General features: G+C 72.9%; 19 protein-coding genes and 1 pseudogene. 8 read left to right on the top strand and 12 right to left on the bottom strand.

Annotated features, from left to right (window positions below):
* The first annotated feature begins 206 nt into the window (after positions 1-206).
* From ACFO0B_RS02325 to ACFO0B_RS02315, 3 genes are all read left to right on the top strand, one after another.
* Entirely contained in the window at positions 207-716 is a 510-nt protein-coding gene (locus tag ACFO0B_RS02325) for a lipoprotein LpqH (protein WP_378610592.1), read from the top strand.
* 231 nt (positions 717-947) lie between these two features.
* On the top strand, positions 948-2303 hold the full coding sequence (locus ACFO0B_RS02320; protein WP_378610591.1) for a diguanylate cyclase domain-containing protein: 1356 nt from the start codon (positions 948-950) through the stop codon (positions 2301-2303).
* The gene (locus tag ACFO0B_RS02315) at positions 2300-2443 is read left to right on the top strand and encodes a hypothetical protein (protein WP_378610590.1); all 144 of its coding nucleotides are present in this window, start codon (positions 2300-2302) and stop codon (positions 2441-2443) included. The genes ACFO0B_RS02320 and ACFO0B_RS02315 overlap by 4 nt, the downstream gene beginning before the upstream one ends.
* Before the next feature lie 4 nt (positions 2444-2447).
* On the opposite strand, the gene ACFO0B_RS02310 is transcribed toward ACFO0B_RS02315, so the two are convergent.
* Genes ACFO0B_RS02310 through ACFO0B_RS02255 form a run of 12 tightly spaced genes read right to left on the bottom strand, consistent with a single transcriptional unit; the run spans position 2448 to position 14182 of the window.
* Positions 2448-3014 (bottom strand): 3,4-dihydroxy-2-butanone-4-phosphate synthase, encoded by a 567-nt coding sequence (locus ACFO0B_RS02310; RefSeq protein WP_378610589.1) that lies wholly within the window; start codon positions 3012-3014, stop codon positions 2448-2450.
* Entirely contained in the window at positions 3011-3802 is a 792-nt protein-coding gene (locus ACFO0B_RS02305; protein WP_378610588.1) for an enoyl-CoA hydratase-related protein, read from the bottom strand. Before ACFO0B_RS02305 ends, ACFO0B_RS02310 begins: the two co-directional genes overlap by 4 nt.
* Positions 3799-4662 carry an alpha/beta hydrolase gene (locus ACFO0B_RS02300; protein WP_378610587.1) on the bottom strand — a complete coding sequence of 288 codons (864 nt, stop codon included), beginning with the start codon at positions 4660-4662 and terminating at the stop codon, positions 3799-3801. Before ACFO0B_RS02300 ends, ACFO0B_RS02305 begins: the two co-directional genes overlap by 4 nt.
* Positions 4659-5225, bottom strand: coding sequence for a hypothetical protein (locus ACFO0B_RS02295; protein WP_378610586.1), 567 nt, complete (start codon positions 5223-5225; stop codon positions 4659-4661). Before ACFO0B_RS02295 ends, ACFO0B_RS02300 begins: the two co-directional genes overlap by 4 nt.
* 1 nt (position 5226) lies before the next feature.
* Positions 5227-6237, bottom strand: a complete 1011-nt coding sequence (locus ACFO0B_RS02290; RefSeq protein ID WP_378610585.1) for a phosphotransferase family protein — start codon at positions 6235-6237, stop codon at positions 5227-5229.
* Positions 6237-7055 carry an SDR family NAD(P)-dependent oxidoreductase gene (locus ACFO0B_RS02285; protein ID WP_378610584.1) on the bottom strand — a complete coding sequence of 273 codons (819 nt, stop codon included), beginning with the start codon at positions 7053-7055 and terminating at the stop codon, positions 6237-6239. The genes ACFO0B_RS02290 and ACFO0B_RS02285 overlap by 1 nt, the downstream gene beginning before the upstream one ends.
* On the bottom strand, positions 7052-8194 hold the full coding sequence (locus tag ACFO0B_RS02280; RefSeq protein WP_378610583.1) for an acyl-CoA dehydrogenase family protein: 1143 nt from the start codon (positions 8192-8194) through the stop codon (positions 7052-7054). The genes ACFO0B_RS02285 and ACFO0B_RS02280 overlap by 4 nt, the downstream gene beginning before the upstream one ends.
* Complete coding sequence (locus tag ACFO0B_RS02275; protein ID WP_378610582.1) at positions 8187-10268, bottom strand: 3-hydroxyacyl-CoA dehydrogenase NAD-binding domain-containing protein; 2082 nt, start codon at positions 10266-10268, stop codon at positions 8187-8189. Before ACFO0B_RS02275 ends, ACFO0B_RS02280 begins: the two co-directional genes overlap by 8 nt.
* A gap of 25 nt (positions 10269-10293) precedes the next feature.
* Entirely contained in the window at positions 10294-11496 is a 1203-nt protein-coding gene (locus tag ACFO0B_RS02270) for an acetyl-CoA C-acetyltransferase (RefSeq protein ID WP_378610581.1), read from the bottom strand.
* A gap of 5 nt (positions 11497-11501) precedes the next feature.
* Complete coding sequence (locus ACFO0B_RS02265; protein WP_378610580.1) at positions 11502-12479, bottom strand: DUF7065 domain-containing protein; 978 nt, start codon at positions 12477-12479, stop codon at positions 11502-11504.
* A 27-nt stretch (positions 12480-12506) separates the two neighbouring features.
* A complete protein-coding gene (locus ACFO0B_RS02260; protein WP_378610579.1) occupies positions 12507-13358 on the bottom strand; it encodes an enoyl-CoA hydratase-related protein in 852 nt (283 codons plus the stop codon).
* Positions 13355-14182, bottom strand: coding sequence for an SDR family NAD(P)-dependent oxidoreductase (locus ACFO0B_RS02255; RefSeq protein WP_378610578.1), 828 nt, complete (start codon positions 14180-14182; stop codon positions 13355-13357). The genes ACFO0B_RS02260 and ACFO0B_RS02255 overlap by 4 nt, the downstream gene beginning before the upstream one ends.
* Positions 14183-14326: 144 nt before the next feature.
* On the opposite strand from ACFO0B_RS02255, the pseudogene ACFO0B_RS02250 reads away from it, so the two are divergent.
* The 5 genes and pseudogenes from ACFO0B_RS02250 (at position 14327) to ACFO0B_RS02230 (ending at position 18036) form a co-directional block, all read left to right on the top strand.
* Positions 14327-15514: pseudogene (locus tag ACFO0B_RS02250) on the top strand (lipid-transfer protein).
* Positions 15515-15585: 71 nt separating this feature from the next.
* Positions 15586-16041: a MaoC family dehydratase N-terminal domain-containing protein gene (locus ACFO0B_RS02245; RefSeq protein ID WP_378610859.1), complete on the top strand. Its 456-nt coding sequence runs from the start codon at positions 15586-15588 to the stop codon at positions 16039-16041.
* Positions 16038-16454: a MaoC/PaaZ C-terminal domain-containing protein gene (locus tag ACFO0B_RS02240; RefSeq protein ID WP_378610577.1), complete on the top strand. Its 417-nt coding sequence runs from the start codon at positions 16038-16040 to the stop codon at positions 16452-16454. Before ACFO0B_RS02245 ends, ACFO0B_RS02240 begins: the two co-directional genes overlap by 4 nt.
* Positions 16451-17212 carry an SDR family NAD(P)-dependent oxidoreductase gene (locus ACFO0B_RS02235; protein ID WP_378610576.1) on the top strand — a complete coding sequence of 254 codons (762 nt, stop codon included), beginning with the start codon at positions 16451-16453 and terminating at the stop codon, positions 17210-17212. The genes ACFO0B_RS02240 and ACFO0B_RS02235 overlap by 4 nt, the downstream gene beginning before the upstream one ends.
* Complete coding sequence (locus tag ACFO0B_RS02230; protein WP_378610575.1) at positions 17209-18036, top strand: mycofactocin-coupled SDR family oxidoreductase; 828 nt, start codon at positions 17209-17211, stop codon at positions 18034-18036. The genes ACFO0B_RS02235 and ACFO0B_RS02230 overlap by 4 nt, the downstream gene beginning before the upstream one ends.
* Positions 18037-18067: the final 31 nt, after the last annotated feature.

Here is an 18067-nt window from a genome sequence, read left to right as displayed (position 1 = left end):
CGTCCCGACCGGGCCGGGAGTTGAACCCGAGAGACCGATAACCGGCCGGATCCGGCCCGCTCGCAGTCGACTGTAGAGCACCCGGCGCGGCGGTGACCACGCCTTTTCTCGGAAAGCTGGGATCGGTAGGGCGCGCACCCCTCCTACCTTCAGCTCAACGGCCTCACCGGAAGCCGAACAACCCGAGAGTGAAGGAACGAAAACCGATGCGCACCAACGCCACCCGCCTCGCCGCCGCCACCACCGCCGCGGCCGCCGCGCTCGCCCTGCTCGTCACCGGCTGCAGCGACAACAGCACCACCACCACTTCCCCGGTCAGCACCTCCGGCAACTCCACCGTCGAGGTCGACGGCACGAGCATCGACGCCCGCTTCGACACCACCTGCGCCGAGCAGGGCGGCACCCTCGCCCTGGCCCTGACCGACCTGAACAACGCCACCTACGGCAACTTCAGCGTCTCGGCCACCCTCCAGGGCGAGGACAGCGTCCAGGCCGTCGCCATCGCCGGAACCAAGGGCGGCAGCAACGGCACCCCCTACGCCGTCGGCTACGGCGCAGGCGCCCCCGGCGGCTCGGCCACGGTCACCAAGAACGGCACCACCTACACCGTCACCGGCGAAGGCGTCGGCGGGGTCGACCTCACCAACCCCCTCGCCGGCCCGAAGAACATCCCCTTCGAGATCACCTTCGCCTGCACCACCGTCGTCAACGGCTGAACCGCCGATCCCGGTGTCCCCCTGGGGTACCGGGGTCGTCGCGGTTCCGGAACCCGCGGCGGGCCGCGCTGCTATCCTGGCTGCTCGCCGGTCGGCTGCCCGCCCGGCGGGGAACGCCATCGGCCGCAGCGCGGCGGCACCTTCGATGGTGTGCTCGTGCGATGCTCGAAGGGTCTGGTTGACGTGACGCGCGGCGAACGCTCCATCTTCGCTCGGTCGTGGCGGGAGGCGGTGAGCACCACCGGGGTCGCGCTCCCCGAGGTCGTGTTCGAGGCGCTGACCGGCCACGCGATCCGCGATCTCACCGCCGAGCCGTTCGCGCCGGCCGCAGGCGCCGGGCTGGGCGCGGCGCTCGTCGACGCCGGGCTCACCGATCCGGCCGCGCCGATCGCCTCCGCGCCGGTGCTGCTCGCCATCGCGGGCAGCGTGGGCCGGGCCGAGGTGGCGGCGGGGTATCTGGTGGCGCTGGGTCAGGGGCATCAGGCGCGCCGCACCGAATCGGTACTCCCGGACGAGCGGGCGCGCCGGCTCCGCATCCTCTTCGACAACTCGGCCGCCGCCATCGCCATCGGCGACACCGAGGGCCGCATCCTGGAGGCCAACCGCAGCCTCGCCGACATGATCGGCATCGCCCCCGACGCGCTGGACGGCATCTCGGTCTACGACTTCGCGCACCCCGACGACCACGAACACATCCGCACCCTGCTCTACGAGCAGCTGATCCCGGCCGGGAAGGGCACGGTCTCGCTCAAGCAGCGGCTGGTGCGCGCGGACGGCTCGATCGGCTGGATGAACATCGGCATCACCTTCGCCAAGGGCACCGCCGAGGGCGACCCGGACTACCTGGTCGCCGTCGGCGCCGACGTCACCGACCAGTACCGGCACCAGGCCGAGCTGCACCACCAGGCCAGGCACGACCCGCTCACCGGCCTGCCCAACCGCAGGCACCTCATGGAGACCGTCAACCGCTACAGCGCCACCGCCGACGAGGGCGCGCTGGCCGGGCTCTGCTTCCTCGATTTGAATCGCTTCAAGGAGATCAACGACCGATTCGGGCACACCGTCGGCGACCGGGTGCTCTCCGCGGTGGCCGCCCGCCTGCACGCCGACACCCGCGAGCACGACGACCACCTGATCGCCCGGATCGGCGGCGACGAGTTCGTCGCGCTCATCGCCCCGCCCACCACCGCCGAGCGGGTCGCCGCCATCTCCCGGCGGCTCGCCGCGGTCTTCCGCGAACCGGTGCTCGCCGACGGCCACCGGCTGCCGGTGACCGCGAGCATCGGCACGATCACCACCCGGATCGCCCGCAACGGCGCCGAATCGCTGCTCGCCGCCGCCGATGCCGGGCTCTACTACGCCAAGCGCAACCGTTCGGCCGAGCCGGTGCCCGCACCGGACCCGAATGCTCTCGATCAGCGGCACATCGGCACCGGCGCGGTGACGAGGTTCCAGCGCATCCAGGAGTCGCATCCGGTGGAGAAGACCCCGGGCAGTCCTACCGATTCCTCTGTGCGGCCGATGAACACAGTCGCGAGGATGTCCGCTTCATGGGGTGGCAGCGCCAGGAATTCCCCTTCCCCATGACACTGCCGAAGGATATCGACCCGATCACCGAGTCGGTGCGTTCATCGATCAACTGGTTCGTGCGGATCGAGGTCGAATTCTCGGGAGCCACCGGGGCCATCGAGCGGGCCGAGCGCGGAATCGCCGTCTACCCGGGGTAGCCGCTCACGGCGCCAGCACGAGGAGCCCGTGCTGTTCGGCGAAGGCGCGGCAGTCGGCGGCGTCCGCGAGCAATGCCGGGTGCCCGGGTGAGACGAGCGCCGCGAAGGCCGCGATCGGGCGGGCACCGGCATCGGCCGCCAACTCGACGACGAGGTCGGCGAGCGCGCCGGTGCCGTGGGCGCGGACCGGGGCGACGTGGCCGGGGCGGGTGAAATCGGCGGGGCCGGTCGACGGGTCGGCCATGGCCCTGATGGTGCGGGCGCGGTCCGCGGCGGAGATGCCGGTGGTGACGCCGTCGATGGCGTCCAGGGTGACGGTGTGGTCGGGGGCGACACCGGCCGCGCCGGGCAGGCTCCACATCGAGGGCAGGTGCAGGCGGGCGCAGTCGGCGTCCCCGAGCGCGACCTCGACGAAGCCCGAGGTGTGCCGGACGAGGAAGGCGAGGGCCGCGGTGGTGGCGTGCTCGGCGGCGAGCACCAGGTGCCCCTCGCCGGTGTGCGGGTCGAGCAGCACGACGGTGTGGCCGGAGGCGAGCTCGGCGCTGGGGCGAACGGCGGTGATCGCGGTCATGTCAGGGGTCCTGTTCCGGCGGGGCGGTGGAAGAGCGGGGGACGTTCGGCGGCGAAGGCGGCGATGGCCTCCCGGAAGTCGGGGCCGCCCGCGAGAGCGAGCTGACCTTCCCGCTCCCGGGCGAAAGCGGCCTCCAGGTGCGGGAGGGTGGCGGCGTGCACGGCGTGCTTGGTGCGCGCGAAGGCGTCGAGCGAGCTGTCGCGCAGGGTGGCGACGACGGCGGCGAACTCGGCGTCGAAGGTGTCGACGGCGAAGGCGGCGGCGACGAGGCCGTGGCGTTCGGCCTCGTGCGCGCCGATCTTCGCACCGAGCGCGAACAGGCGCATGGCGACGGAGCGGCCCGCCGCCGCGGCGACCAGGGCGGTGGCGCCGCCGTCGGGCATGAGCCCGACCGCGGTGAAGGGGGTGCGCAGGTAGCTGTCGGCGCGGGCGACGGCGATATCGGCGGCCAGGGCGATGGAGACGCCGACGCCGATGGCCGGGCCGCGGAGTTCGGCGACCACCGGGCGCGGGGCGGCGCGGATGGCGCTGACGAGGCCGGTGGCGGCGTCGAGGGTGCGGGCGGTGGCGGCGGGGTCGAAGGGGTCGTCGACGCCGAGGTCGCCGCCGGAGCAGAAGGTTCGGCCCTCGCCGGCGAGGACGACAACGCGCACCGCCGGGTCCGCGGCCGCGGATTCGAGGGCTTCGCGGAGCAGGGTGAGGGTTTTCGCGTCGACGGCGTTGCGGCGGTCGGGGCGGTCGAGTGCGATGCGGCGGACAGAGTTCTCCTCGGTCACCCGGATGGTCACGGCAGGGCTCCGTTCACGAAGTCGGTCATCTCGGCCAGGGCCCGGCGGGCCTGGGGCAGGTCGGCGAAGAGGGTCCAGGCGTGGCAGGCATCGGGGTGGATCGAGAGCGCGCCCCGGTTTCCCGCGGCGCGGGCGGTGGCGTGCATGCGGACGGCGTCGTCGCGCAGCGCCTCGCGGTCGCTGGCCAGGAAGAGGATCGGGGGCAGGTCGTGGAAACCGGCGAAGAGCGGGGAGACGCGGGGGTCGCGGGGGTCGTGGCCCCGGAGGTAGCTCGCGGCGAGGCCGCGCAGGGCCCGGGTGCTGATGACCGGGTCGGTGCCGACGTTGGTGGTGAAGCTGTCGCCGGAGGCGGTGAAGTCGGCCAGGGGTGAGACGGCGAGGACGGCGCTCGGCACGGCGGCGCCGCGGTCGCGGGCGGCGATCGTGGCGGCCAGTGCCAGGCCGCCGCCCGCCGAGTCTCCGCCTGCGATCAGCGTGTCGGCGGAGCCGAGGGCGGTGAGGACGGCGGTGGCGTCGTCGAAGGCGGCCGGGAAGGGGTGCTCCGGGGCCAGGCGGTAGTCCGGGAGCAGTACCTGGGCGTCGAGCGCGGCCGAGAGCGTCGCGGCGGCGGCGCGGTAGCCGTGCGGGCTGCCCATGACGTAGCCGCCGCCGTGGAACCAGACGAGGGTCCGGGTACCGGTGCCGACTCGGAGGCACGGCACATCGGCGATGGTGTCGCTCGCGACCGGGACACTCGACGGCACCGGGGTTTCGGACATCATGGCGTCGAGGTTGCGCCGGAGCCGGCCGAGGGGAAGGCGGCCGTCGCCGAAGACCGAGGACCAGGCGGTTTCCGCTTCCGCGAGGGTGGTCGGCGTCATCGGGGGTCTCCGGTCGGGGCGAAGGCGCCGCGGAGGGCGGCGGTGATCTGGTCGGCGACGTCGTCGGCGGTGAAGGTGGCGACCGCGGCCGCGATGGCGGCGGTGTCCGCGTGGCTCGGTGCGGCAACCGCTGCGGCGGCTCCGGCGCGGGCGCGGACGGGCTGCTCGGCATCGGGGTGCGCGTGGCTCGGGGCGGGGACGGGAGCGGTGTGCTCGGTGCCGCTCGGCCTCGTGCCGGGAGGGCAGGCGCCACGGTCCGCTCGATATGCCGCCGCGAGGCGTTCGGCGATCTCCGCGCGACGCTCGCGCAACGTGGCCACGGTCGGCGGGAGATCGGCACCGGGCAGCCCCAGCTCGCGAGCCAGCTCCTCGGTGCGGGCACACACCGCACCGAGCCGGACATCGTCCCACCCCACTCGCCCGACGAGATTCCCCAGCACCTCCAGCACGGCACCGAGCTCGAGCCGGGCGGGCCCGTCCGGCACCTCGGGCAGCACCCGGTTCGTCAGCGCCTCCACCACGGTGCCGAGCACCTGCGCGGGATCACTGCTGTATCCGGTCATCTCACTTCCCCCATTCGCCGTCGCGCAGCATCTGCCCGAGCCAGCCGAGGCTGTAGTACACGCTGTTCGCCATGGCGGCGTAGCGGAGGTCGTCGCGTTCCCCGCGGTTGTAGACGCGGACCGCCTGCAGGCAGCCGATCGCGGTCTTGGTCAGCGACTGCACCGCCCACCAGGTGAGCGTCTCCGCCGACGGCCGCCAGCCCGCGGCGGCCTCGTACTCGGCCAGGAACGGCTCGAGCGCGATGAGCTTGCACAGCAGCGGCGAGCGGCCGCGGCTGGTGCGCTGGGCGAACCAGGCGATGTCGGCGGCCGGGTCGGAGAAGTGCGCGGTCTCCCAGTCCAGCACGGCGGCGAGCCCGTCGTCGCGCACCACCAGGTTGCCGATGCGGAAGTCGTTGTGCACCAGCGCTACCCGGCCGGAGACCCGATCGGCGCGGTGCTCGAGCCAGGCCAGGGCCAGATCGAGGACCGGGATCCTGATGTCGGCCACCTCGCGGTAGTGGCCCGCCCACTCCGCGTTCTCCCGCACGCCGGTGCGGTCGCCGGCCGGAACCGGGCCGAGGCGGTCGAGCCCGAGCGATGCCGGGTCGGCGGCGTGCAGCAGGGCCATGGCGCGGGCGATCTGCCTGCCGAGCGGCTCCCTGCGCTCGGCGGGCACGAGCCGGGTCACGGTGCCGGGCAGCGGGATCGCGCCGGTCACCTTCGCCATGACGAAGAGGCCGCGGGCGAGCTCCGGGTCGTGGGTGATCACCGCGGGCACCGGCAGCCCGAGCGTGGCGGCGGCGCCGAGCAGCGCGACCTCGCGCTCGACGTCGTACTCGGCGACGATGCCGCTGAGCGGCCTGCGCTTGACCGCGTAATCGGCCTCGCCGCCGTCCCATTTCACACCGACCAGGTAGGTCTCCCACGAGTTGCCCTCGCCGCGCCGGTCCACCTCGGTGAGGCGGAGGGTGCCCGCGGCGCCGAGGGCGGTGTCGAGGGTGGCGGTCAGGTCGTCCAGGAAGGTGTCCATCAGAAGAGCTCCGCGTCGGGGCCGCCGCCGTCCACGGTGAGGCGCTGGCCGGTGAGGTAGCCGGCATCGCCGGAGACCAGGAAGGCGACGGTGCCCGCGACGTCCCCCGGGGTACAGACGCGGCCGAAGGGCGAGGTCACGGCCAGGTCGGCGAGGTCGGTGCCGCGCGCGGCCGAGACCAGGCGCTTGCCCATCTCCGTGGCGACCAGACCGGGGGCCACGATATTGGCGTGGATGCCGTGCGGGCGTTCCTCGCGGGCGAGGGTGCGGACGCAGGTCTCCATGGCGGCCTTCGCCATCGTGTAGGGGGCGGCGCCGGCCGGGGTGGTCGTGGTCGAGTTGCTGGAGATCATGACGATGTCACCACGGCCGATCGGGCCCGCCGCGGCCTTGCGCATGCCGGGCAGCAACGCCTGGATCAGCCCGATCGGGCCGAAGGCGTGCACGCGCATGAGCGCGGCGAAGTCGGCCTGCGAGGTGTTCTCGACGATGGCGCCCTTGCTGGCCGAACCGGCATTGCTGACCACGAGGTCCACCGGGCCCAGGTCGCGGGCGATTCCGGCGACCATGTCGGCGACCGCGTCGTCGTCGCCGATGGCGGCCAGGTAGCTCTCGGCGCGTCCGCCCGATTCCCGGATCAGCGCGACCACCTCGTCCGCCGCGCCGGAGTCGCGGCGGTAGTTCACCGCGACCGCGGCGCCGTCGCGGGCCAGCCGCAGCGCGACCGCCCGCCCGACCCCGCGCGATCCGCCGGTCACCACCGCGATCCGGCCTGCCAGCGCGCCGCCGCGGTCGCGCTCCGCCGCCGGCCCGATCATCCGCGCACCACCGCGCGCCCGACGAGATCCTTCATCACTTCGTTCGACCCTCCGTAGATGCGCTGGATGCGGGCATCGCGCCAGATCCGCGCGATCGGGTACTCCTCCATGTAGCCGTAGCCGCCGAAGAGCTGCAGGCAGCGGTCGACCACGTCCCACTGCAGTTCGGTGGCGCGGTACTTCGCGCCCGCCGCGTCCTCGGCGCTCAACTCCCCCGCGTTCAGGGCGAGCACACAGCGGTCGACGTAGTGCCGGACCACCTCGATCTCGGTGTGCAGCTCGGCGATCGTCATGCGCACCGACTGCAACTCCGCGAGCGGGGCGCCGAAGGCGACCCGGGCGCGCACGTGCTCGAGCGCGAGTCCGAGGGCGTGTGCGGCGGAGGCGACCGCGGAGACGGCGATCGAGAGCCGCTCGCGCGGCAGGTTCCCGATGGCCGAGCCGAGCCCGCGGCCGGGTTCGCCGACGATATTGCCGATCGGCACCCGGCAGCCGGTGAAGGTCAGCTCGGCGGTGTCCTGGGCGCGGCGGCCGATCTTGTGCAGCGGTCTGCCCCGCTCGAAGCCGGGCGTTCCCGCCTCGACGGCGACGAACGAAGTTCCGCGGCCGTCCCGTTCGCCGGTCCGCGTGAGTACCAGGGCGAGGTCGCAGGTCGCCCCGGAGGTGATGAAGGTCTTGGCGCCGTCGAGGACGAGGAAGTCACCGTCGCGGCGGGCGGTGGTGCGGATGCCGGCCAGATCCGAGCCGGCGCCGGGCTCGGTGAGTGCCAGCGCGGTGACGCAGTCCCCCGCGGTGAAGCGCGGGAGCCACTGGTCGCGCTGGGCGGGGGTGGTGAGGTCGCGCAGGTAGGGGACGATGATGTCGTTCTGCATGGAGAAGGTGTCGCCTGCCGTGCCGGAGGCGACGACCTCCTCCGCCATGACCGCGTTGTAGCGGAAGTCGGCGATGCCGAGCCCGCCGTGCTCGGCGTCGAATTCGAAGCCGAGGAAGCCGTTCTCGGCGGCGGCGCGGATGAACGCGCGGTCCACCGTGCCCGATTCTTCCCAGGCATCGGCGTGCGGCACTGCTTCCTTGTCCAGGAAGGCACGGAAGGCACTGCGGAATGCCTCGTGCTCGGCGGTGTAGAGATCCCTACGCATCGATCGACTCCGGCGGCTCGAAGCGGGAACCGTGGCGCTGCGCCAGTTCTCGCGCCCGCGCGGCGAACGCCGCCGGTCCACCGGGGTAGCCGGTGACGAACTGGGCGGTGCCGCCGGTCCAGGTCGGATAACCGATGCCGAGCAGCGAGCCGACATTGGCGTCGGCGGACGAGCGCAGCACTCCGTCCTCCCGGCAGCGCGCGGTCTCCAGCGCCTCGGCGAAGAGCAGCCGGTCCCGCAGTTCCACGAGGTCGGCGGGCTCGGCGGCGACCGGGAAGAGCTCGGCGAGCCCCGGCCACAGCCGCTGCCTGCGCCCGTCGGCGTACTCGTAGAACCCGGCACCGGCGACCCGGCCGCGCCGGTCCAGCGCGGTGAGCGTGGTGAGCACCGCGTCACCGGGATGCTCGGGCAGGAACCCCGCCGCGCGGAACTGGCCGCGAATGGTGAGCGGCAGCGAGAGCGTCACCTCGTCCAGCAGCGCCAGCGTGCCGAGCGGGTACCCGGCCTGCAGCGACGCCTGTTCGATGGAGTGCGGCGAGACACCCTCGCCGATCATGGCGGCGGCCTCGGTCAGCCGCTGCAGGATGACCCGGCTGGTGAAGAAGCCGCGGCCGTCGCCGACCACGATCGGCGTCTTGCCCAGCTGCCCGGCGATGTCGAAGGCGGCGGCGAGGGTGGCGTCGGAGGTCTTGTCGCCGACGACGATCTCGATCAGCTCCATCCGCTCGACCGGGGAGAAGAAGTGCAGGCCGATGAAGTCCTCCGGACGGGGCACGCCGTCGGCCAGGCCGGTGATCGGCAGGGTGGAGGTGTTGGAGGCGAGCAGGGCGTCCGGGGCGACCACGTCGAGCACCTCGCCGAAGACGCGGTGCTTGAGCGCGGGGTCCTCGAAGACGGCTTCGATCACCAGGTCGGCCCCGGCCAGGTCGGCCACGTCCGCGGTCGGGGTGATGAGCGCCAGCACGGCGTCCGCGCTCTCCCGCGTGCGCCTGCCCGCGGCGACCTCTGTGCCGAGCACCTTGCGCGCGTGGTCCCTGCCGCGCTCGGCTGCCGCCGCGTCGACGTCCTTCAGCGCGACCCGGATTCCGGCGACGGCGCAGGCCAGCGCGATGCCGGCGCCCATCATGCCCGCGCCGAGCACCGCGGCGAACCGGGCTTCGTGCGGGTCGAAGCCCGGGGGACGGCTCGCACCGGAGCGCACGGTGCGCCGGTCCAGGAAGGTGCCCTGGATGATGTTGGTGGCGATCTGCCCGGTGGCCACCTCCACGAAGTAGCGGGTCTCGACGGCGCAGGCGGTGTCGAAGTCGACCTGGGTGCTCTCCACCGCCGCGCTGAGGATGTTCCGCGCGGCAGGCGAGGGGGCGTCACGGTCGGCCGCGCGCAGCCGGGCGGTGTAGGCGGGGAGTTCGGCGTCGCTGGGAGCCGCGACAGCACCGCGGTCCCACGGCTGGGCGGCGTCCGGGTTGGCGTGGATCCAGGCGAGGGCTGCGGGAAGCAGCGCGTCCGCGTCGGGCACGAGTTCGTCCAGCAGGCCGAGCTCGACGGCGTCGCGAACCGGGAAGGTGCTGCCGGGCAGCAGGACTCGATGCAGTGCGGTGTCCAGCCCGAGCAGCCGGACGGTGCGCACGACTCCCCCGCCGCCGGGCAGCAGCCCGAGCGTGACCTCCGGCAGCCCGACCCGCGGCGCGGGATCGTCCACCGCGATCCGGCGGTGCGCGGCCAGCGCGATCTCCAGCCCGCCGCCGAGCGCACTGCCTGCCAACGCGGCGACCACCGGCACGCCGAGCGTCTCCAGCCTGCGCAGCAGCGCCTTCACCCGGTCGGCGAAGGACGTGAGCCGCTCGACGTCCGCCGGGCCCGCCGCGTGCAGGTCGTGCAGGTCGCCGCCGGCGAAGAAGGTGCGCTTGGCGGAGGTGAGCACGACGCCTGTGAGGCCCTCGGGCAGCCGGTTCAGCTCGGTCTCGAGCGCGTCCGCCCACGCGGCGGTCACGGTGTTCGCGCTCCGGCGCGGATCGTCGAAAGTGACGACGGCGACGCTGTTCTCCTCGTGCCGGACAGTCAGTGGTGCGTTCACGGTGGAATCCCCTTCGGTCACGGCGTCACACCCGCTCGACGATGGTGGCGATGCCCATGCCGCCGCCGACGCAGAGCGTCACCAGCCCGCGGCGCAGGTCGCGGCGCTCGAGCTCGTCGATGACGGTGCCGACGAGCATGGCGCCGGTGGCGCCGAGCGGGTGGCCGAGCGCGATGGCGCCGCCGTTGACGTTGACCTTCTCGTGCGGCAGCTCCAGGTCGCGCATGAAGCGCAGCGCGACCGCGGAGAAGGCCTCGTTGATCTCGAACAGGTCGATGTCGTCCACGGTGAGCCCGGCGGTGGCGAGCGCCTTGCGGGTGGCGGGGGCGGGTCCGGTGAGCATGATGGCCGGGTCCGAGCCGCTCACCGCGCCCGCCACGATCCGGGCGCGCGGGCGCAACCCGAGATCCGTTCCGACAGCGGCATTTCCGAGCACCACCAGCGCGGCGCCGTCCACGATGCCGGAGGAGTTGCCGCCGGTGTGCACGTGCTCGATCCGCTCGACCCAGTGGTACTTCTGCAGCGCGACGGCGTCGAAGTCCGCCATCCGGGCGAAGGCCGGTTTCAGCGCGGCCAGCGTCTCGACGGTGGTGCCGCGGCGCGGGTGCTCGTCGCGGGCGAGCAGTTCGACGCCGTTGCGATCCCGCACCGGGACGACGGAGCCGGCGAACCGGCCGTCGTCCCAGGCGGCCGCGGCCCTGCGCTGCGATTCCGCGGCGAAGGCGTCGACATCGGTGCGGGTGAAGTTCTCCAGGGTGGCGATGAGGTCGGCGCCGATGCCCTGCGGGACGAACCGGGTGGCGAGCGCGGTCTCCGGGTCGTTGGCCCAGGCCCCGCCGTCGGAGGCCATCGGCACCCGGCTCATGCTCTCCACCCCGCCCGCGAGCACCAGCGACTCCCAGCCGGAGGCGATCTTCTGCGCGGCGGTGTTCACCGCCTCCAGCCCGGAGGCGCAGAACCGGTTGAGCTGCATCCCGGCGACGGTGTCCGGGAGCCCGGCCGCGACCGCGGCGATCCGCGCGAGGTCGGCGCCCTGGTCGCGCAGCGGGCTCACGCAGCCGAGTACCAGGTCGTCGATGCGGGCCGGGTCGAGGGCGGGGTTGCGGTCACGCAGCGCGGTGAGCAGCCCGGTCACCAGGGTGATCGGCTTGACCCCGTGCAGCGCGCCGCCCCGGCCGCGGCCGCGCGGGGTGCGGAAGGCGTCGTAGACGGAGACGTCGTGCGGCACGGCGCTCAGCCCCGGATCGGGCGCAGGAACTCGGCGATGCCCCAGCCGCCGAGTCCGCCCGCGAAGTCGACGGTCATCTGGCCCATGCGCAGCGCGCGGTCGCCGGTGCGCTGGGTGACCGGGACGAAGTGCCTGATGCTGCCGTCGAGAACGAGCAGCGGCAGCCCCTCGGCCCGCACCAGCGCGACGTGGCGGCCCGCGTAGGTGGGCTCACCGGCGTAGTCGGTGTGCACGGTGTAGTCGGTGATCGGGTGGAAGCCGCCGTCCGGGGTCACCACGACGCCGCCGGAGGCCCGCACTCCCGAGGGCTCGAACTCGCCGTAGGCGGTGATGGCGGTGCCGTCGGCCAGCCAGGCCGCGAGCCACTCACCGGTGTAGGAGGCCCATTCGCGCGGGCCCCAGGAGTGGTCGCGGAAAGCGGTGGCGTGCTCCAGCGTCCAGGTGCGCCCACCGACCCGGATCGTGCCGCTGACGTGGCCGAACTGCTCGTAGTGGTCGCTGGCGATGGTGGACGGGCCCGGCGTGCAGTCGCCGTCGTCGTCGGTGGTGACGAAGAGCGGGGTGCCCGCGGTGAAGGTCAGCGCGATCTCGCACTCCTCCGAGGGTGCGTTCTTCAACGCCTGCCTGCCGCGGTCGGCCAGCAGCGCCGGGATCGGGAGGCGGGCCACCGTGTTCCGGTAGCTCAGCTGCACCGTGCGGGTCGGCTCCTTGACCGCGATCTCCAGGCCCGCGCTCGCGAAGCCGTCGTTGGTCTCGCTCGGCTCGCGGCCCGCCCGGAAGGCGATGGCGCCGCCGGGCAGGGTCAGCTGCACCGACGCCTCGGAGTAGCCGAGCGTGGGCCGGTTGCCGATCCGGAGCAGCCCGCCGAGCTGGGAGACCGGGTCGAGGAAGTTGACGTAGACGCTCTCGTTGTAGTTCTCGATGCCGGTGAAGCCGTGGGTCTGCTCGGCGTCGGCGCCGTACTGGCAGTTCGTGAAGCTCATGGGCCCTTCTTCGTCTCGGGTGCGGGTCTAGAACCGCTGGGCGGGGCTCGGGTCGAGCGGCGGGAACACGGCGCGGCGGCGCTCCAGGAAGGAGTTGATGCCCTCGCGGGCGTCCGGCGACCCGACCCGGGACGCGTAGGTGCGCGATTCCTCGGCGGCGGCGAGCCCGGGCAGCGGCGTGGCCCAGCTCGCGGCGAGCAGCCGCTTGGCCAGCGCCACCGAGGTGGGCGAGGTGTCGCGGGCGAACTGCGCCGCGTACTCTTGCGCGGCGGTGAGCACGTCGGCGGCGGGCACGATGCGGGTCAGGTAGCCGGCCGCGTACCCCTCGGCGGCGTCGAAGACCCGCCCGGAGAGGATCCAGTCGGTGGCCCGGCCGATGCCGACCAGCCGGGGCAGGAACCAGGACGACCCGCCCTCCGGCACCACCCCGCGCCGGGTGAAGACGAACCCGAAGCGCGCGGTGTCGCTGGCGATCCGGACGTCGGCGGCGGCGATCAGCGAGGCGCCGCCGCCCACCGCGTCGCCGTTCACCGCGGCGATCACCGGCTTCTGCATGCTGAACATGCGCTCGGTGATCCGGCCCGCCGGCTCGCGGTAGCCGGTCGGGGTGTGGCCGTCGACGTCGGCGTTCAGCGCGCGGACCAGGGTGTCCGGGCCGTCCAGCTCGGCGCCGACCGAGAAGGCCGGGCCCGCGCCGGTGAGGATCACCGCGCGCACCGCCGGGTCGCGGTCGGCGCGGTCGAGGGCGTGCCACACGTCGACCAGCATCTGGACCCGCATGGCATTGCGCCGGGCCGGGGCGTCCAGGGTCAGCACCGCGACCCCGTCCGCGACCTCCAGCCGGACCTCCTCGTACTCGCGGTCGGCCGCGAGCGTCACAGCCCGCCCCCGCAGACCAGGATCTCGCCGGTGATGTAGCTCGACTCCGGGCTGCACAGCAGGTACACCGCGCCCGCGGCCTCCTCCGCGGAGCCGGCCCGGCCGAGCGCGATCTGCTTGGTCGCGGCCTCCATGACCGCCGGGTTCACCCCGACCCTGATATCCCGGTCGGCGACCTTGATGGTCTTCTCCTCGGTGGTCACCGAGGTGAGCCTGGTGTTGATCACGCCGTAGGCCACGGCGTTCACGGTGACGTTGTAGCGGCCCCACTCCTTGGCGATCGCCTTGGTCAGCCCGACCAGCCCGGCCTTGGCCGACGAGTAGTTCGCCTGCCCGGCGTTGCCCTGCAGCCCCGAGGTCGAGGAGATGTTCACGACCTTGCGGCAGGGCACCGCGAGCCCATCGGCGCGCTCGCGCTTGACCGTCGCGCTGATCACCGGCTGCGCCGCGCGCAGGATCCGGAAGGGCGCGGTCAGGTGCACGTCGATGATGTCGTCCCACTGCTGGTCGGTCATCTTCTGGACGACGTTGTCCCAGGTGTAGCCGGCGTTGTTGACGATGATGTCGAGGCCGCCGAACTGGTCCACCGCGGTGGCGACGAAGCGGTCGGCGAACTCCGGGTCGGTGACGCTGCCGACGCAGGCCACCGCCTGACCGCCCGCCGCCTCGATCGCGGCCACCGCCTCCTTGGCCGGCTCCGGATCCAGGTCGTTGACGACCACCTTGGCGCCCTCGGACGCGAGCTTCTCGGCGACCGCGCGGCCGATGCCGCGGCCCGACCCCGAAACCAGCGCGACCCTGCCGTGCAGCCTCTGTGCGTTCACCTGATGTCTCCTCTCCGACCGGTTCGTGACCCGAGTCACGAATGTGAATACTAACTACAGTGCTCGAGGTCGTCAATGTGCATGTCATTGCAGTTGGCTCGACGTAATGTTAATTTCGAATTCGATCCAATGATGGGAGAGCGCATGAGCACCGTGTGCATCAGCGGCGTCGGCATGGTGCCGTTCGCCAAACCGGGCAAGAGCGAGACCTACGAGCGGATGGCGGCGGGCGCCGTCGCGGCCGCGCTGGCCGATGCCGGGCTGAGCTACACCGACATCCAGCAGGCGTACGCCGGTTACGTGTACGGCGATTCGACGTCCGGGCAGAACGCGCTCTACGACGTCGGGCTGACCGGCATTCCGATCGTGAACGTGAACAACAACTGCTCCACCGGCTCCTCGGCGCTGTGGCTGGCCAGGCAGGCGGTCGCCGCCGGCGCCGCGGACTGCGTGCTGGCGCTCGGCTTCGAGCAGATGCGGCCGGGTGCGCTGGTCAACGCCTTCGACGACCGGCCGAGCCCGACCGCGCGCGGCGAGGAGATCGCGCAGGCCCGGCCGGGCGGGGAGGTGCCCGCGCCCATGGCCGCGAAGCTCTTCGGCGGCGCGGGCGTCACCTACATGGAGCGCTACGACGTCGGCCCCGAGGTGTTCGGGCGGGTGTCGGTGAAGGCGCGCGCGCACGCCGGGCGCAATCCGCTCGCGGTGTTCCGCGACCCGATCGACCTGGAGCAGGTCATGTCCGCCCCGCGGATCTGGGGCCCGCTCACCCGGCTCATGTGCTGCCCGCCCACCAACGGCGCGGCCGCGGCGACCGTGTGCAGCGAGCGCTTCGCGAAGGCGCGCGGGCTGGACGCGAGCATCCGGCTGCGGGCGCAGTCGCTGGTCACCGACGGTGCGGGCACCTTCGACAGCACCGACATGATGACCGTGGTCGGCTACGACATGACCAAGCGCGCCGCCGCCGAGGTCTACGCCGAGGCCGGGGTCGACCCGCTCGACATCCCGGTGGTGGAGCTGCACGACTGCTTCAGCACCAACGAGCTCATCACCTACGAGGCGCTCGGGCTCACCCCGGAGGGCACGGCGGAGAAGTTCGTGCTCGACGGCGACAACACCTACGGCGGCCGGGTGGTGACCAACCCCTCCGGCGGGCTGCTCTCCAAGGGGCACCCGCTCGGCGCGACCGGGCTGGCGCAGTGCGCCGAGCTGGTCTGGCAGCTGCGCGGCAGCGCCGGTGACCGTTAGGTCGACGGCGCGCGAATCGCGTTGCAGCACAACCTCGGCCTCGGCGGGGCCTGCGTCGTCTCGCTCTACGAGAAGGTGACGACATGAGCGAGTCAGGCCCGGAGGCGGGAGCGGAGCGTAGCCACGGAGGGCCCTCGCTCGTACCAGGTCGACACGGCATAAGCCTCGATCAGGGGATTCTCGATGTGGTTCCGGAGCCGCTGGAGCTGACCGTGGAGCGCGGCAGGCTGCGTCAGTTCGCCGTCGCCATCGGCGAGACCGACCCCGTCTACCGGGATCGCGACGCTGCCCGCGCGGCCGGGCACCCGGATGTACTGGCCCCGCCCACCTTCCTGTTCGGCCTGGAGCTGGAGAACTCCGACGTCTTCGGCGATCTCGCCAGGCACGGCGTCGAGCTGGGCCGGGTGCTGCACGGCGAGCAGACCTTCCGCTACCGCGCCGCCGTGCACGCGGGCGACGTGCTGCGCTTCACCAGCCGCTACATCGCCGCCTATTCGAAGGCGGGCGGCGCGCTGGACTTCCTGGTCCGGCGCACCGAGGTGACCAGGGACGGCGACCCGGTCGCCGAGCTCGAGAGCGTCACCGTCATCCGGAACGGAGGGAACCCCGCATGACCGACGTACCTTCGCTGAAGGCCGGGCCGATCACCCGGACCACGCTGGCGCTCTTCGCCGGCGCCTCCGGCGACCACAACCCGATCCACATCGATATCGACGCCGCCCGCGAATCCGGCGTGGACGACGTCTTCGCGCACGGCATGCTCTCCATGGCCTACCTGGGCCGCGCGCTCACCGACGCGTTCCCGCAGAGCAGGCTGGTGGAGCTCGCCACCCGCTTCACCGCGATCACCCCGGTGCTCGCCGAGCCGGTGATCACCGCGGTGCGGACCGGCACCGAAACCGACGCGAACGGAACGGAACTCACGCGCCTCGCGCTCACCGCGACACTCACCGACGGCACCGTCACCCTGCGCGGCCACGCGCTGATCGCCGGGTCGGAGACCGCAGGCACCGGAGCGGGCGCGTGACCGCGAGCGACACTCCCGGACGCGCCGTCGTGATCGGCGGCGCGTCCGGGATCGGGGCGGCCATCGTGCGCGCGCTCGTCGCGGATGGCGCGCCGGTGACGGTCGCCGACCGCAATATCGCCGACGCGCAGGCGCTCGCCGACGAACTCGGCGTGCAGGCCGCCGCCGTGGACGTCACCGACGAGGACTCGGTCGGCGCACTCTTCGCCGCCGTCCCCGGCCCGGTCGACTTCGTCGTGAACACCGCGGGCATCAGCGTCCTCGGGCTGCTCACCGAACTGCCCGCGCACAAGTGGCGCCGCGTGCTCGACGTCTGCCTGACCGGCGCGTTCCTCACCGTCAAGCACGCCGCGCCCCGCCTCGCCGACGGCGGCTCCATCGCCGTCCTCTCCTCGCTGAACGCCCGCCAGCCCGGCATCGGCATGGGCGCCTACTGCTCGGCCAAGGCCGGGCTCGGCATGCTCGTCCAGGTCGCCGCGCTCGAACTCGCCCCGCGCGGCATCCGGGTGAACGCCATCGCCCCCGGCCTGGTGCACACCCCCCTCACCGCCGCCTCGCTCCAGCTCCCCGGCCTCGAGGCCGACTACCTCGCCAACACCCCGCTCGGCCGCACCGGCACCCCGGAGGAGATCGCCGACGCCGCGCTCTACCTGCGCCGCGCCGCCTGGCTCACCGGCGAAACCCTCGACCTCAACGGCGGAGCGCACCTCATGCGCTACCCCGACGTCCACCGCGCGCTCTCGAAGGAACCGACATGAGCTCATTCACCGGACAGGTCGCCCTGATCACCGGCGCCGCCCGCGGCCAGGGCCGCAACCACGCGCTCCGCCTCGCCGAACAGGGCGCCGACATCATCGCCATCGACATCTGCCGACCCATCGACACCGTCGTCTACCCCACCGCCACCCCGGACGACCTCGCCGAGACCGTCCGCCTCGTCGAGGCCACCGGCCGCCGAATTCTCGCCTTCGAGGCCGATATTCGCGATCTCGCCGCGCTCCGGCAGGCCGCCGACGCCGGCGTGGCCGAGCTCGGCAGGCTCGACATCGTGATCGCCAATGCCGGGATCTCCAGCATGGCGCCCACGCTGGAGATGTCGGACGAGATGTGGACGACCATGGTCGACATCAACCTCACCGGCCAGTGGCGCACGGTCCGCGCCGCGGTGCCGCACATCGTCGCCGGCGGGCGCGGCGGGTCGGTGGTGCTGGTGAGTTCGCTCGCCGCGCAGGCGACCAACGAGAACATGGCGCACTACAGCGCCGCCAAGAGCGGGCTGGTCGGGCTCATGCGGGTGCTCGCCAAGGAGCTGGCGCCGCAGAGCATCCGGGTGAATACCGTGCACCCGACCACGGTCGCCACCGACATGATCCGCAACGACGCCACCTACCGGCTGTTCCGGCCGGATCTGGAGGCGCCGACCCGGGCCGACTTCGAGGAGGCGGCGCGGACATTGAACAAGTTGCCGGTGGCGGCACTGGAGTCCGAGGACATCACCAACGCCGTGCTCTACCTCGTGGGCGAGTCGGGGCGGTACGTCACTGGAACCCAGCACATCGTGGATGCGGGCGGGCGGCTCTGACCGCGCCGCGACCGATGCCGTCCGCGAGTTC

The sequence above is a fragment of the Nocardia jiangsuensis genome, assembly GCF_042650385.1.
GTDB classification, from domain to species: domain Bacteria; phylum Actinomycetota; class Actinomycetes; order Mycobacteriales; family Mycobacteriaceae; genus Nocardia; species Nocardia jiangsuensis.
This window is presented reverse-complemented; position numbering and strand designations above follow the sequence as displayed.

Coding starts and splice junctions, on each gene's coding strand:
- ACFO0B_RS02285 (WP_378610584.1), bottom strand. CDS start 7,055: ATGATCGGGCCGGCGGCGGAGCGCGACCGCGGCGGCGCGCTGGCAGGC.
- ACFO0B_RS02325 (WP_378610592.1), top strand. CDS start 207: ATGCGCACCAACGCCACCCGCCTCGCCGCCGCCACCACCGCCGCGGCC.
- ACFO0B_RS02230 (WP_378610575.1), top strand. CDS start 17,209: ATGAGCTCATTCACCGGACAGGTCGCCCTGATCACCGGCGCCGCCCGC.
- ACFO0B_RS02240 (WP_378610577.1), top strand. CDS start 16,038: ATGACCGACGTACCTTCGCTGAAGGCCGGGCCGATCACCCGGACCACG.
- ACFO0B_RS02280 (WP_378610583.1), bottom strand. CDS start 8,194: ATGCGTAGGGATCTCTACACCGCCGAGCACGAGGCATTCCGCAGTGCC.
- ACFO0B_RS02290 (WP_378610585.1), bottom strand. CDS start 6,237: ATGGACACCTTCCTGGACGACCTGACCGCCACCCTCGACACCGCCCTC.
- ACFO0B_RS02310 (WP_378610589.1), bottom strand. CDS start 3,014: ATGACCGCGATCACCGCCGTTCGCCCCAGCGCCGAGCTCGCCTCCGGC.
- ACFO0B_RS02300 (WP_378610587.1), bottom strand. CDS start 4,662: ATGACGCCGACCACCCTCGCGGAAGCGGAAACCGCCTGGTCCTCGGTC.
- ACFO0B_RS02265 (WP_378610580.1), bottom strand. CDS start 12,479: ATGAGCTTCACGAACTGCCAGTACGGCGCCGACGCCGAGCAGACCCAC.
- ACFO0B_RS02315 (WP_378610590.1), top strand. CDS start 2,300: ATGACACTGCCGAAGGATATCGACCCGATCACCGAGTCGGTGCGTTCA.
- ACFO0B_RS02295 (WP_378610586.1), bottom strand. CDS start 5,225: ATGACCGGATACAGCAGTGATCCCGCGCAGGTGCTCGGCACCGTGGTG.